At 72.0% G+C, this 13,804-nt stretch carries 9 protein-coding genes; all 9 read right to left on the reverse strand.

Features of this window, described 5'->3' with window-relative positions; translation table 11 throughout:
* Window positions 1-78 precede the first annotated feature (78 nt).
* Entirely contained in the window at window positions 79-987 is a 909-nt protein-coding gene (locus ACZ6KY_RS03365; protein ID WP_469308612.1) for a sortase, read from the reverse strand.
* A 117-nt stretch (window positions 988-1,104) separates the two neighbouring features.
* On the reverse strand, window positions 1,105-3,099 hold the full coding sequence (locus ACZ6KY_RS03370; RefSeq protein WP_469308613.1) for an Ig-like domain repeat protein: 1,995 nt from the start codon (window positions 3,097-3,099) through the stop codon (window positions 1,105-1,107).
* 137 nt (window positions 3,100-3,236) lie between these two features.
* A complete protein-coding gene (locus ACZ6KY_RS03375; protein ID WP_469308614.1) occupies window positions 3,237-5,912 on the reverse strand; it encodes a hypothetical protein in 2,676 nt (891 codons plus the stop codon).
* An 83-nt stretch (window positions 5,913-5,995) separates the two neighbouring features.
* On the reverse strand, window positions 5,996-7,765 hold the full coding sequence (locus tag ACZ6KY_RS03380) for a substrate-binding domain-containing protein (protein ID WP_469308615.1): 1,770 nt from the start codon (window positions 7,763-7,765) through the stop codon (window positions 5,996-5,998).
* On the reverse strand, window positions 7,765-9,057 hold the full coding sequence (gene pstA, locus ACZ6KY_RS03385) for a phosphate ABC transporter permease PstA (RefSeq protein ID WP_469308616.1): 1,293 nt from the start codon (window positions 9,055-9,057) through the stop codon (window positions 7,765-7,767). The genes ACZ6KY_RS03380 and pstA overlap by 1 nt, the downstream gene beginning before the upstream one ends.
* A 1-nt stretch (window position 9,058) precedes the next feature.
* Window positions 9,059-10,153 (reverse strand): phosphate ABC transporter permease subunit PstC, encoded by a 1,095-nt coding sequence (gene pstC / locus ACZ6KY_RS03390; RefSeq protein WP_469308617.1) that lies wholly within the window; start codon window positions 10,151-10,153, stop codon window positions 9,059-9,061.
* Between the two features lie 261 nt (window positions 10,154-10,414).
* Window positions 10,415-11,494 (reverse strand): hypothetical protein, encoded by a 1,080-nt coding sequence (locus ACZ6KY_RS03395; protein WP_469308618.1) that lies wholly within the window; start codon window positions 11,492-11,494, stop codon window positions 10,415-10,417.
* 38 nt (window positions 11,495-11,532) lie between these two features.
* A complete protein-coding gene (locus tag ACZ6KY_RS03400; RefSeq protein WP_469308619.1) occupies window positions 11,533-12,471 on the reverse strand; it encodes an N-acetylneuraminate synthase family protein in 939 nt (312 codons plus the stop codon).
* 14 nt (window positions 12,472-12,485) lie between these two features.
* A complete protein-coding gene (locus ACZ6KY_RS03405; RefSeq protein ID WP_469308620.1) occupies window positions 12,486-13,793 on the reverse strand; it encodes a cytidylyltransferase domain-containing protein in 1,308 nt (435 codons plus the stop codon).
* Window positions 13,794-13,804: the final 11 nt, after the last annotated feature.

Here is a 13,804-nt window from a genome sequence, read left to right on the forward strand (position 1 = left end):
ACGAGGTCGAGGCGGCCGGCCACATCGCGGATCGGGTCGGGCTCGGCCGGGTCACGGGGACGGGGCCGCTCGGCGCGGTCACAGTAGGTTCGGGAGCAGTTCGGTGGCTCGGGTCGCGACCTGGAGGCCGAGAAGGGCGACGACCGGCGCGAACACGATCCAGGTCTGGTGGCGGCCCCAGCGGTGCCAGGCCCACACCGCGGCGACCGCCACGGCCACCAGTGCCTGGAGCCACATCACCAGCGGCCACGGCATCCCGCCGGGGCGGGCCAGCGGCTGTTCGGCCTCGGGAAGCGTGCCGGAGCGGATGACCGCGGCCGGGGTCCGCGCGGGTGCGGAGACCAGCTCGGCGTCGACGCGCAGCACTCCGCCCGGCATGAAGTCCGGTCCGGTGGCCGTGAGGAGGACCATGCGGCCCTTGCCCGCGTCGAGCGGGGCGGGCGCCGGATCACCGGCGCGCCGGATGCCGAAGACCTGGTACTTCGCCTTGCCCTGGCCGGTGGTCACGCTGAACGTGTCGCCTGCGGCGAGGTCGCCGAGGTGCTCGAAGGGACCGCCGTACGCGGCGGCGCGCCCCATCAGCACGCTGGTGCCGGCCTGCCCCGGCATCGGGGTGTCCCGGCGGTGGCCGGGGCCGTCGGTCATGACGCCGGAGTCGGTGCCCTCCAGGACCACCTGGTGGACGTGGAGGGCGGGGATGTCGACGATCGCGACCGGGGTGCCGGGGGCGAGCAGCGCGCCCTGCTGGTCGGTCTGGGCCACCGGGGCGGTGCCCAGGGCCAGTTGGGCCCGCAGGGAGTCGTACGCGGCGTGCTGCGCCGCTCGTTCCTGGAAGCCGCTGAGGAACAGCAGCTGCGCGGTGAGGCCGAGCAGCAGGGCCGCGAGGGTGAGCAGGCCGCCGCGGGCGAGATGCCGGACGGCGGTGACGCTCCGAACACCCAGCCGCGGCGCGGGCGTTGCGAGCGTGGTCTGTACGGCGACCGTCACGGCGGCACGTCTCCTTCACTCAACTCATGGAACGGGTGGGGCGGAAGGCGGAAGGGGTCCCGCCGGGAGCGCCCTGCTGGGCGTCCCCGGCGAGAGGGTGGTTCAACAGGCCGCGGATCAGCTGGACTTGATCTTGAACGTGGTGCCGGTCTTCGAGTTCACCGTGGTGGAACCCACGTACCAGGCGTGCAGGGTGTGGGTGCCGCGGGACAGCTTCGGCAGCTTGATGGTCACCTTGCCGCCGCTCAGGGTGCCGGTGGCGATGACGCGCGAACCCTCGTAGACGCGGACCGTGCCGGTCGGCGTGGTGCCGGTCGCGGAGACCTTGGCGGTGACCTTGGCCTGCGCGAGGTGGCTGATCGAGGCCGGCGCCGTGGTGGCGAGGCTCGGGGCCGCCTTCGAGACGGTCAGCGAGACGGTCCCGTTGGACGTCAGGAGCTTGCTGTTGCCCGCGTAGGACACCGTGAGGCTGTGCTTGGCGACCTTCAGGTGGCTGGACAGGCTGACGGAGACCTTGCCCGTGCTGTCCAGGGTGCCCGTGCCGAGGGTGGTGGTGCCCTCCTTCACGGTGACCGTGCCGGTCGCGACGACGCCGTGCGTGTCGGCGACGGCGACGGCGACCTTCGGGGCCTTGCCGTACGCGGTCGTCGCGGTGGTCGCCTTCGTGCTGGTCGTGTACTTGATGTCGCCGGTCCAGGAGGCGACGGCACCGCTGCCGTTGAGGTTGGCGGCGGAGACCTCGGCCGTGTAGTGGCCGAGGGCCAGACCGCCGAAGGTGTACGACGTGGTGGTGGCCGGGACGTCCTTGACGGCCACGACGGCGCCGTCCGAACCGGTCAGGGTCACGCGGTAGTCGGTGAGCGGGAGGCCGGTGGCGGACGGGGCGGTCCAGTTGAGCTTGACGCTCGCGTCGCCGCGGGTGCCGCTCAGGGCTGGCGCGGCCGGGGTGGAGGCGTCGACGCCGGACTCCTCCAGGCCGCCGAGCCTGGCGTGCTTGGCCGGGTTGACCGAGCCGTTGTAGGACTCGTTCACGAAGCCGAACTCGGCGATGACGCCCTCGGCGGCGTCGGAGGCGAGGGCCGCCTCGTGGGCGCCGCTGGTGACGAAGACGTCGTAGAGGTCCTTGTCGAAGAAGATGCCGGTCGGGTCGATCGCCCGGGTCGGGACGACGTTGTAGACGTCGCGGCCGAAGGTGGCGTTCTCGTAGTAGGCGCCGACCGGGGCGAGCTTGCCGTTCACGGTGGCGACCGGGGTGGTGGCACCGGTGTCACCGGGAAGCTGTACGGCGGCCAGGTGGGCGCCGGCGGCGGCCGCGGCGGTGCTGAAGTCCGGGGAGATACCGTTGTTCTGGGCGATCCAGCTGCCCACCGAGAACGGGACGAGCGCGCCGTCCGCGTCGAGGGCGCCGTCGGCCTGGTTCTCCTGGACGGTCGCGACGTTCGGGGAGAGCGTGGCGTCGGTGAGGCCGATGGCGCCGAGGAAGAACTTGCGGGTGCCGGAGCCGGACTGCGGGATCTTCGGGTGCACGGTCTGGCCGTTCACCTCGGTCAGCGTGCCCGAGTAGATGTCGTGGAGCTGGTCGACGGTCAGCGTGTTCAGGGCCGAGCCGCGGACCGCCACGCCGACCGCGTCACGCGCGAACGGGATGTAGGTGAAGGCGGTTCCGGAGGTGCTCGGACCGCTGGAGGAGCGGGCGAAGTCGACCTGGCCCTTGATGGAGACACCCGAGCTGTCGGGGAACTTGTCACCGGTCAGCGCCATGCTGAGGGCGAGGCGGCCCTTGCCGGAGCCGTTGGGGCGCAGGAAGGACGGGCCGCCCGTGCGGGTGGTGATGTTCGAGGTGGTGGAGCCGGTGACGGGCTCGATCGCGTCGTAGGAGGCGACGCCCGCGCCGCTCGCCGACTTCACGGCGGTGGTGGCGTAGCTGTTGTTGTTGACGGTGTCGCCGGCCAGGGCGTTGAGCACGTCCTGGGTGGTGTCCGAGCCCACGCCGACCAGCTTGCGGAAGGTGCCGGCGGGGGTGGGGTCGGCGGACGCCGGGCTCGCCAGAGCCAGCGTGCCGGACACCACGGCGGCGGCGACCATGGCCGCCGAAAGGCGCATCGTGCGCATTGAGAGTCTCCAGAGGGTGTGCGACGTGACGTCGGGAGGATCTGGCAGGGTGGTACGGGCCGTCCGCCCCGACTGCCTTTCGGGGCGGACGGCCGTCTGTGGGGAGCGCGGGCCCGGCGGGCCCGCGCTCCGCGGGCTCAGCCCCGGCCGGAGGGCAGCCGCTTGCGCAGCCATTCGGGCGGGGTGAACGCGGGGACGGTCACTCCACGGCCGCCGGGCAGCGGGATCCGCAGCGGAAGCCGGAGCCTGCCGCCGCCGGCGAACGGCGCGCCGATCCCGGCGAAGGCGCCGAGCGCGGCACCGACCGGGACGGCGTACCGCAGGGAGTCGGCCGGGTCGTCGGGCGTGGTGCCCAGCGCTGTGGTCTCTACGGCCTTGCCGCCGTCGTAGGACGGTGCGGCGCTCGGCTTCGTGCTCGCGCCGGCGCTCGGCGCGGCGCCGTTGCCGCCGCTGCCGCCGCCCGTGGAGCCGCCGGAGACGGTGCCGCCCGATCCGCCGCCGGAGCCGAGGGAGTCGCTGCCGCCGGTGGAGCCGCCGCCCGTGGAGCCGCCGCTCGATCCGCCGGCGGAACCCGAGCCGCCGGAGGGCGTCGAGCTGGGTGCGGTGTAGTGGACGAGGGCGTCTGCGGCCTTGGCCGCCTTGGTGCGCAGGGCGGCGGAGAGCGGGGCGTAGCCGACCGGGAGCAGGCCCGGGTCGGCGCCGTTGGTCTGTCCGTCACCGGTGGCGTACCGCAGCAGGGCCGCGTAGTCCTTGCGGGCGGCCGCGTCGACCTTGGCCGGGCGGACGGCCGCGTAGACGAGCTGGGCGAGCGGGTAGGCGCCCTCCGCGCCGGCCGTCGCCGGGGTGATCTCGGGGGCTCCGGTGCCGGTGGCGCCGGTGGCCGCCGCGGTCAGGGACGCCGCGGAGGGGCCCACGAACTTGCCGGCGGTGTTGCGCAGCCGGGCGGTCTGGAGGCCGTAACGGGCGGCGGAGGCCGCGTCGGTGACGGTGATCACGAAGCGGGAGCCGACCGTCTGGGGTCCCGGGCTCTTGAAGGCCGGCGGGTTGGCGAGCGCGTCCCAGCTGGACTTCCAGAGGGTGTCGGCACGCCGGGTGTGCAGGGCGCCGGAGTGCATGTCCTCCACGTACGGGTGGAAGTCGGTCATGCACTGCTTGACCGTGGCGTCGGAGCCCGGCGGGATCGTGCACCAGGGGTCGCTCTTGGGGTAGTCGTCGGAGCTCGCGGGGTCGAAGGCGACGCCGGTCGGGTTCAGGTCCGCGTCGGTGCTGTAGTACGGGTTGACCCGGGTGCCCCAGTCGTCGGCGGCACCGGCCAGGAAGCCGCGGGCGTCCTTGTCGGAGAGGATCCACTGCCACAGCGCGCGGGCGGAGTCGCTGTGCCCGAGCGCGGTGATCAGGTCGGTGTCGGTGGACGGGGTCTCGGAGACCGAGAGGTCCGCGAACTCGGGGTTGAGGGAGATGAATTCGGGGTCGCTTGCCAGGCCGGCGGGGTTGGTCTTCGCCCAGCCGTAGCCGGTGGCCGCGTTGTCGGCGAGCACCGCTCCCCAGGGCGAGTTGCGGTACGACTCGGTGAGCAGCTTGGCGACCAGGCGCGGGGTGAGGTCGACGGACTCTACCTTGGTGCCCGCGAGTTGGCGGACGGAGTCCGGTGCGCCCGCCTTGGGTCTGCGTTCGACGGTGAAGCCGATGACGGTTCCGGAGAGCGCGACGGGCGCGTACACGGTCGGGTCGGAGGGTGCCGTGGTCCCGGTGTCGGCTCCGAGGGCGCGGGTGGTGAAGGCGAGGCCGGAGGAGCCGTCGTCGGTGAGGCGGGCACGGGTGTCCGGTTCGCCCAGCTCGGTGTAGCCGTACACCGTGCCGGTCGGGCACAGGGCCGCCTGCCAGCTGGTCATCGCGTCCGCGGCGAGTTCGCTGCCGGTGGTGGCGCGTTCCTCGGCGCCGAGCGCGCAGTTGGCGCCGACCGGGTTGAAGCCGAGCGGGATCGCGACGCGGTTCTTCCAGTTGGTGGAGGAGACCGGGGATCCGGCGTTGACCTGGCTGTGGTCGGCGTACGGGCTGCCGTCCAGGTCGAGGTGACCCTGCGGGACGATGACGAGCCAGCAGGAGCGGGGTTTGGTACCGCCGTTGGCGGTGACCGGCAGACCGCAGCCCAGGTGCGGGGCCTCGTTGGCGGTCTGGACCTCGAAGTACTCCTTGCCGGAGCCGTCGGCGCCGGTACGGGCGAAGTCGACCTCGTTGGTGGTGTTGCGGTTGAAGAAGGCGTTGTTCTGGGTGCCGGAGGTGATCACCGTGCCGTCGACGGACTTGAAGGGCACCTCGCCCGGGGCGTTGGGGTTGGCCGCCCCGTACCGGTTGTCCTGGCCGTAGTTGGTGGGATCGGCGCTGTAGAACACCTTGCGGGTGTCGTCGTAGTCGTTGCCCGGCCAGCCGCCCCGGTCGGTGGTCGGAGAGGCGCCGTACTGGCACTGGGTGCGCGCGGGGCCCGGGTTGGACGCCACCGTGCCGTCGTCGTCGCCCCAGCACTGCATGATCTGCACGAAGTCGGTGTTGAACGACGTACCGGCGAAGGTGGACGGGGTGCCGCCTGACCAGGAGACCGTGACCGCCTGACTGGTCAGGTGGGTGGTCTGGCCGACGGTGAACTTCATGTCCTTGAACTCGCCGCGGCCGGAGACCGTGACGGCCGAGGAGGTGGCGTCCGCGGCGCCCGCCGCGGACGCGGGGGCGGCGGCCTGGGCCACGCCGAGACCGGCGAGGGCGCCCACGGCGGCTCCGGCGACGACGCGCAGGAGGAGCCGTCGTACGCGGAGCACCGCTCTCCCGCGCGGTCGCGGGCTCGTGGCCGCCGGTCTCGCGCCGCGGGGCTCTGTGCCACGGGGTCCTGTGATGCGGGAGTTCATCGCTTCTGCCCCTCTCCGGCGTCCTTGCCGGTGCCGCGCCCGGCGATCGCCCGGGACACCACGGAGGGCAGCAGGACGAGTCCGAGGACCAGGAAGCCCGCGATCAGCATCAGCGTCTGGGCGCTGGTCCAGCCCTGGGTGCCGGCCACGGAGACCGGCTGGGCGAGCGCGATGGTGTCGTTCGGCGCGCCGGTGCCGCCGGTTCCTCCGCCGCTGCCGCCCGAGGAACCGGCCCCCGAGCCGCCGCCCGTGCCGGGCGAGAGCGTCTGGCCGGTGTCCGGGTCGACGACCGGTGCGGAGCTGCCACCGGTCCCGCCTCCCGCGGCCGTGCCACCGCCGCCCGAACTCCCGCCGGTGGTACCGCCGTTGGTGCCGCCACTGGTGGAGCCGCCCGAGGTGGAACCGCCGCTCGTGCCGCCCGTGGAGCCCGAACCGCCCGAGCCGCTGCCCGCCTTGGCGCCACCGCTGCCTGTGGTGCAGGCCGGGGCGCCCTTCTTGTCGCAGGCGGCCGGGTAGGGAGCGGTCTCGGCGAGCTTGTTGTGCCCGTCGCTGGAGAAGGTCGGGTTGTTGCAGCCCTTGAGGTTGACGCTCTGGGCCTGCACGCCCGGGATGCGGCGGATCTGGTCGAAGCCCGCCTTCACCAGGTTGATCGGCAGGGGCGAGTAGCCGAGCGAGGGCGCCTGTTGCTGGCCCTGGCACATGAAGTAGTACGAGAACGCGCCGAGCGTCTTGCCCTTGGTCCTGGTGAAGGTGCCCTGCACCTTCAGGGGCAGGATCATGTACGAGTAGCTGGACAGCGGGTAGTTGCGCCGGTCGGAGTCGTTGTAGACGCCGTCGAGCTTCTGGGTGAGGTAGTCCGCGGAGCTCTTGTCGGTGTTGATCTTCGCCTTGAGCAGCGAGACCGCGACGTTCTGCGGGGTCGGCTCGGTGTAGTAGCCCGCGTGGTTGAGGACCTTGGCGACCGGATAGTGCGCGTTCAGTGCGTACGAGTAGTTGACGTACCCGATCGCGCCCTCGCCGTAGTTCTGGGCGACGTAGCCCGCGACGCCGAGGTCGCCGGACTGGGCGATCATGCCGGAGACGGTCGGGTAGTACGAGGTCTGCCCGCAGGCTCCGGAGCGGCCGACCTTCTGGCAGTAGGACTGCCAGAGCGACTTGTGCTGGTTGGCCATCCACATCGTGAACTGGGCCGTGGAGCCCGAGCCGTCGGAGCGTACGACGGGGACGATGGCGCGGTGCGGGAGCTGGAGCCCCGGGTTGTCGGCCTTGATGACCGGGTCGTCCCAGGTCTTGATGACGCCGGTGAAGATCTTGGTGACCACGTCGCCGGACAGGCGCAGGTTGGTGACCCGCTTGCCGTTGACCGTCAGGTGGTACATGAAGACGGTGCCGCCGGCCACGATCGGCATGTAGGCGTACGACCCGGACGCGGGCCGTTCGGCGGCCGAGCCGTCGGTCGGGTGGGTCTGGAACGGGATGTCCGAGACGGCGAAGTCGACGGTGCCGCTGAGGAACTGACGGCGTCCGTCGGAGGATCCGGTGCCGGCGTAGCTGATCCGCATGCCGTACTGGTTGACGGCGCGGCGCCATTCGTCGACGGCGTTCTCGGCCCAGGTGGAGCCGGCGCCGGATATCGGCGTGTAGCTGTCGGCGGCGGCGGGGGCCGCCAGCGGACCGGCCAGCAGCGCGGCGATCACGCCGAGCAGCGCGCCGAGCGTCCCGAGTGCCCGAAGGCGCCCGAGGGCGGTGTGGAGGTGGCTGCGCATCAGTCGGTCTCTCCGGTGGCGGGGGCGGACAAGGCGGTTCCCGCGGGGTGCGATCCCCCGGGGCTCTCGAACAGGGACAGGCCGGGCGCGTGCAGGTCCTCGAAGCGCCGTACGTCCTGCCGTGAGGCGCGGGCGGTACGGCGGGCCTGGCGCTTGGTCTGGTGGCCGGGGCCGCGCCCGCCGATCACCCGGGCGATCACGAACAGCACCAGGACGAGGGCCATCAGGACGGCGGCGGCGCCGAAACCGCGGGCGATCATCGTGGGCTCGGGCGACTTGACGAAGTTGAAGACCGCGAGCGGCAGCGAGACCATCGGCCCGCTCGTCGGGTCCGCGTTGAGCGCGGCCGTGAAACCGGCGGTGAGCAGGACGGGCGAGGTCTCGCCGATTCCGCGGGCGGTGCCGAGGATGACGGCGGTGGCGAGGCCGGAGCGGGCGGTGGGCAGCACGACGTGCCACACCGTGCGCCAGCGCGGCGCGCCGAGCGCTTCGGCCGCCTCGGTGAGGTTGCCAGGCACCAGGCGCAGCACCACGTCGGAGGCCCGGATCACGATCGGCAGCATCATCACGCTGATCGCGAAGCCGGCCGCGAGGCCCGACTTCTGCATGCCGAGGCCGAGGATCCAGGTGGCGTACACCATCAGACCGGCGACGATCGAGGGCAGCGCGGTCATCGCCTCGACGATCGTCCGCACGAACCGGGAGAACCGGCCCGGGATCTGGTTCAGGTAGACGGCGCAGGCGAGACCGAGCGGCACGGTGATCGCGAGCGCGATGGCGATCATGGTGAGCGTGCCGAGCATCGCGTGGGCGATGCCGCCGTGGGTGAGCGGGTCGAGCGGGCCCGCGGCCTGCATGTCCTGGGTGAAGAAGTTGCCGTGCGGCAGGGCGTCCTTGCCGCGCCAGCCGGTGAAGCCGACGACCATGAAGAGGCCGGAGAACAGCAGCGTGGCCGCCGTCCACAGTACGACCGTCATCACCCGGTCGCGTACGGCCTGGCCGTCCTCGTCGAGCCCGGTCAGCACCGCGTAGATCGCCAGGAAGACGAGGTAGGCGGTGACGGTGAAGCCCAACGCGCCTGAGAACGGGGCGAGTTGACCGAACAGCAGGACGGTGGCGCAGAGTCCGGAGGCGGCGGCGCCGCACAGGGACAGCACCCCGGTGCGGCTGACACCGCCGATGCGGCGCGGCCGGAGGGGTTGCGGCGCGTGCTCGACCGCGGCGGGCACGGGGGCCGGCGCGGGCTCGGCGTCGCGCACGCCGGACAGGGACGTTTCTTCGATGACGGTCATCTCATGCCTCGCTCTGCGCGCCGGAACGGCTGCGGGCCACCACGGAGGAGGCGGTGAAGTTGACCGCCAGGGTGAGCAGGAACAGCGCCAGGCCCGCCGCCATCAGCGCCGACATGCCGAACTCGGAGGCGTCGCCGTAGTGCAGTGCGATCAGCGAGGACACCGAGTTCGAGCCGGTCTGCAGGATGTGCGGCTGGATGACGAAGACCGGCGAGATGATCATGTAGACCGCGATGGTCTCGCCGAGCGCCCGGCCGAGCCCGAGCATGGTGCCGCCGATCATGCCGCCCTTGCCGTACGGCAGGACGACGCTGCGGATCATGCCCCAGCGGGTGGCGCCGAGCGCGTAGGCGCCCTCGCGTTCGCCGGGCGGCGCCTGCGAGAAGACCTCGCGCATCACCGAGCACTGAATCGGCGCGACCATCAGGGCGACGACGAGCCCGGCGATGAAGGTGGAGGCCGTGTACACGCTGTCGGTGGCCAGCGGCTCGCCCGGCTGGGCGCCGTCCACCGTGAACAGGGGGATCCAGCCGAACCAGGTGGACAGCCAGCGCGACAGGCCGATCACGTGCTGCTGGAAGAAGAACAGCCCCCACAGCCCGTACACCACCGAGGGGACGGCCGCCATCAGGTCGACCATCGACACGAGGGTGCGGCGCAGTTTGGGCGGAGCCACGTCGGTGATGAACAGGGCGGTTCCGACGGCGAGCGGCACGGAGATCGTCACCGCGACCAAGGCGATCAGGACGGTGCCGGTCATGACGGCCGCGATGCCGAAGTTGTGGACGTCCGGCTGCCATGCGGAGGTGGTGAGGAAGGCGAAGCCCCGGGCGCGCAGCGCCTGACCGGCCCTCAGGAGGAGGAAGAGGCCGACCCCCGCCATGACGGCGAGGACGGCGATGCCGGTGGCCGTGAGCTGGTACCGGAAGACGCGGTCACCGAGGCCGCGGGCCGCGTTGAGCCGCCGGGGAGTGAGTTCTTCGGCCTCCGGCCTGTCGGACTCCGATATCTCGGTCCCCGGTATGCCGGACGCCGGTTCTCCGGACTCGGATCTTCCGGACTCCGGTCTGTCGGACTCCTCTTGCGCGGACGCCACGTGCTTGTCCCCCCCATTCCGGAAACGGAATCCCCGCGCGGTCGCCGATCGGTACCGCGCGCTGCGATTCAATGGCCGGATCGTGTCGGTCCAACGCGCACATCGTGGAGAACTGGTGAACAGCGCACGACTGTTCGGTGCGGTGATCGTGGAGGATGCGCGCAGACGGCTCGGATGATGCGCGTAGATCATGTGGCGGGTGAACGAGCAGGGCCCGGCGCGGTGCGCCGGGCCCTGAACGTCGAGAGAATGTGGCTTGTTTCAGACGGTCGAGACCGCCGACAGCCGGTGCACGCCCCGGGCCGTCCCGGTGACCCCGGACAGGAAGCCCTGGGCCCGGGGCGAGGCGTTCTCGGTCAGCCAGCTCGGGTCGATGTCGCAGACCGCGACGCGCACATCGGTGCCGACCAGGGCGAGCGGCAGCGTGTGCACGACCGTCGACGGGAAGCTCAGGATCGTCCGGCCGATGGGGCCGCGCCGGGCGATCAGTTCGAGCGGCAGGTCGGGACGGACGATTTCCAGACCCGTCTCGGCGGCCAACCGGTGCAGTTTGTCGGCGCTCTCGCGGCGGTGCGCGAAGTAGCGGGTCGCGCCGTGCGCCTTGGCGAGCGCGCGGACCGCCTCCCGATAGCGGTCCGGGTCGACCACGCCCGTCTCGACGAGCGAGGTGCCGACCATGTCCGCGGTCTTGGTGATGCGCGGCGGGCCGAACCGGGCCCGGGTCCAGGAGAAGTCGTTGGCGGTGATCCGGACGCCGTCCGGTGCCGACTCGATCGGCATCGAGGAGAAGACCTCGACCGTACGGCGGTCACTGGGCGTCAGCCGGCGGCGGGCCGCGGCGGACACGGGAGCGAAGAGCACGTCCCGCGGGCCGGGGCGGCCACCGCGCCGGTGCCAGCGCACCAGGCGTTCACCGCGGGCGAGCTGGGCGACGAACTCCATCGTCGCCGTGCCGTCGTCGACCACGACCAGGTCCTGCGCCCGGGTGATGGTCAGCAACAGCTGCACATAGCGGGAGAACGGGTCCCCCATGACGATCCGCCGGGCCCGGCGGAGCAGCGGAGCCAGTCCCCCGATCGTGTGGAAGGGGGCCGTGGTGCCGCCGCGCGCCTCCTCCCAGCGGACCGCGTGGCCCTCGTCGCGGGCCAGTTCCGCCATCCGGCGGAGCTGGCCGCGGGTCATCGGGTCGTTGGGAGACAGGACGACGAGGGTGAGCCCCGCGCCGGGCGCCGCACCGTTGTGGGCATGTGCGTGCGCCCATTCCAGCACGTTCAGGAGCTGTACCGGACTCTCGACGAAGGCGAGAGTGTGGGAGCCGGCGGAACCGGCGCGTGGGCTCATCGACGTACGACCGTCCCGTCGTAAGGAATTCAGGGCGTTCAGACCGAGACGGGCTCGCCCGCGGCCGCGGCGATCTCGGCCTCGGCGACGACGCCCGTGACGCGGCGCAGCTTCTTCATCGGGCCGAGCTCGGACTCGTAGACCTTCTTGACACCGTCACCGAGGGAGGCCTCGATGGTGCGGATGTCGCGGACGAGGCGGGTCAGGCCCTGCGGCTCGACGGAGGCGGCCTGGTCGGAGCCCCACATCGCGCGGTCCAGGGTGATGTGACGCTCGACGAAGGCGGCGCCGAGGGCGACCGCGGCGAGCGTGGTCTGCAGGCCCGTCTCGTGGCCGGAGTAGCCGATCGGAACGTTCGGGTACTCGGCCTGGAGGGTGTTGATGACGCGGAGGTTGAGCTCCTCGGCCTGCGCCGGGTAGGTCGACGTGGCGTGGCACATCAGGATGTTGTCGCTGCCGAGGACCTCGACCGCGTGGCGGATCTGCTTCGGCGTCGACATGCCGGTGGAGAGGATGACCGTGCGGCCGGTGGCGCGCAGCGCGCGGAGCAGCTCGTCGTCGGTCAGCGAGGCGGAGGCGACCTTGTGGGCCGGGACGTCGAACTTCTCCAGGAAGGCGACGGCCTCGGTGTCCCACGGGGAGGCGAACCAGTCGATGTTCCTGCTCTTGGCGTACTCGTCGATCTGGCGGTACTCGTCCTCACCGAACTCCACCCGGTGGCGGTAGTCGATGTAGGTCATGCGGCCCCAGGGGGTGTCGCGCTCGATGTCCCACTGGTCGCGCGGGGTGCAGATCTCCGGGGTGCGCTTCTGGAACTTGACGGCGTCGCAGCCGGCCTCGGCGGCGGCGTCGATCAGCTTGAAGGCGTTCTCCAGCTCACCGTTGTGGTTGATGCCGATCTCACCGACGACGTAGACGGGGTGGCCGGGGCCGGCGGTCTTCGAACCGAAGCTGCGCAGACGGGAGTTGGTGCTCATGGCGGGGAAGTTCCTTACTTGTCGAGGGAGTCGAGAGAGGGGCCGAGGATCCAGCTGGCGATCTCTCGGATCGCGCCGTCGCCACCGGGAACGGTGGTGACCGCGCGTGCGGCGCCGCGCACGACGTCGTGGGCGCTCGCGACCGCCACCGGCCAGCCCACGAGGGCGAAGCACGGGAGGTCGTTGACGTCGTTGCCGACGTAGAGCACGCGCTCCGGCGCGATGCCCTGCTCCTCGCACCACTGCTTCAGCGCGAGGTCTTTCCGGTCGATGCCGTGCAGGACCGGAATCTTGAGCTTCCGGGCTCTGGCGGCGACGACCGGGTTCTGTTCCGTGGACAGGATCAGCATCGTCAGCCCGCTTTTGCGCAGGGCGGCGATGCCGAGTCCGTCCCCGCGGTGCACGGAGACGAACTCCCGTCCGTCGGAGTCGATCAGCACCCTGTCGTCGGTCTGGGTGCCGTCGAAGTCGAGGACGACCGCGTCGATGTCATCGGCGGTCGGGAGGGAGCCGGGCCTCGTCGCGTCGAAGAGCGGCGCGAGGGCACGGGCGCGGGCGAGGTCGTGCGGGTCGTCGATCTCCAGCACGCGGGCCGGGTCGGTGCGCACGAGTTCGGTGCGGCCGAAGAAGCGGTGCTTGGCCTCACGGAAGCCGGCGGCCTCCATGGCGTAGACGGCACCGGTCTCCAGGAGGTCCTGGGGACGGTCCTGGCGGCGCGGGCGGAAGGACTTGTCGTGGTTGACGCCGTAGCCGCCGCTGGTGGCGGTGTCCGTGACCAGGACGTCGCTGCCGCCGTCGACGGCGGCGCGCTCGGTCTCGACGGCCACCGCGGCGGTGGCCTCGTCGTCCCCGTCGCGCCACACGAAGCCGTGGAAGGGGGCCACGGTCAGCGCCGTGTCCGCGCCGTTCGCGACGATCGCGTCCACGACGCCGTCCACGTCCTCGCGGATGATGAACGGGCTGGTGCACTGCACGAGCAGGACCACGTCGACCGGGGAGCCGTGCAGCGCCTCATGGGTGTCCATGGCGTGCAGGACGGCGGCCTCGGAGGTGGCGGTGTCCCCGGCGATGGCGGCGGGGCGCAGCACGACCTCGGCGCCGGCCTGGCGGGCGGCGGCCGCGATGGCCTGGTCGTCGGTGGAGACGACCACGTCCGTCACGAGGCGGGCGGCGCGGCACTCGCGCACCGCGCGGGCCACCAGCGGCACTCCGCCGACGGGGAGGAGGTTCTTCGCGGGCACGCCCTTGGAGCCACCGCGCGCGGGGATCACCGCGAGTACGCGGCGCACCGGCGCGGCTTGGCCCGCTTCCGAGTTGGTCATGCGCTGTGCTC

The sequence above is a fragment of the Streptomyces sp. NPDC042002 genome, assembly GCF_055588305.1.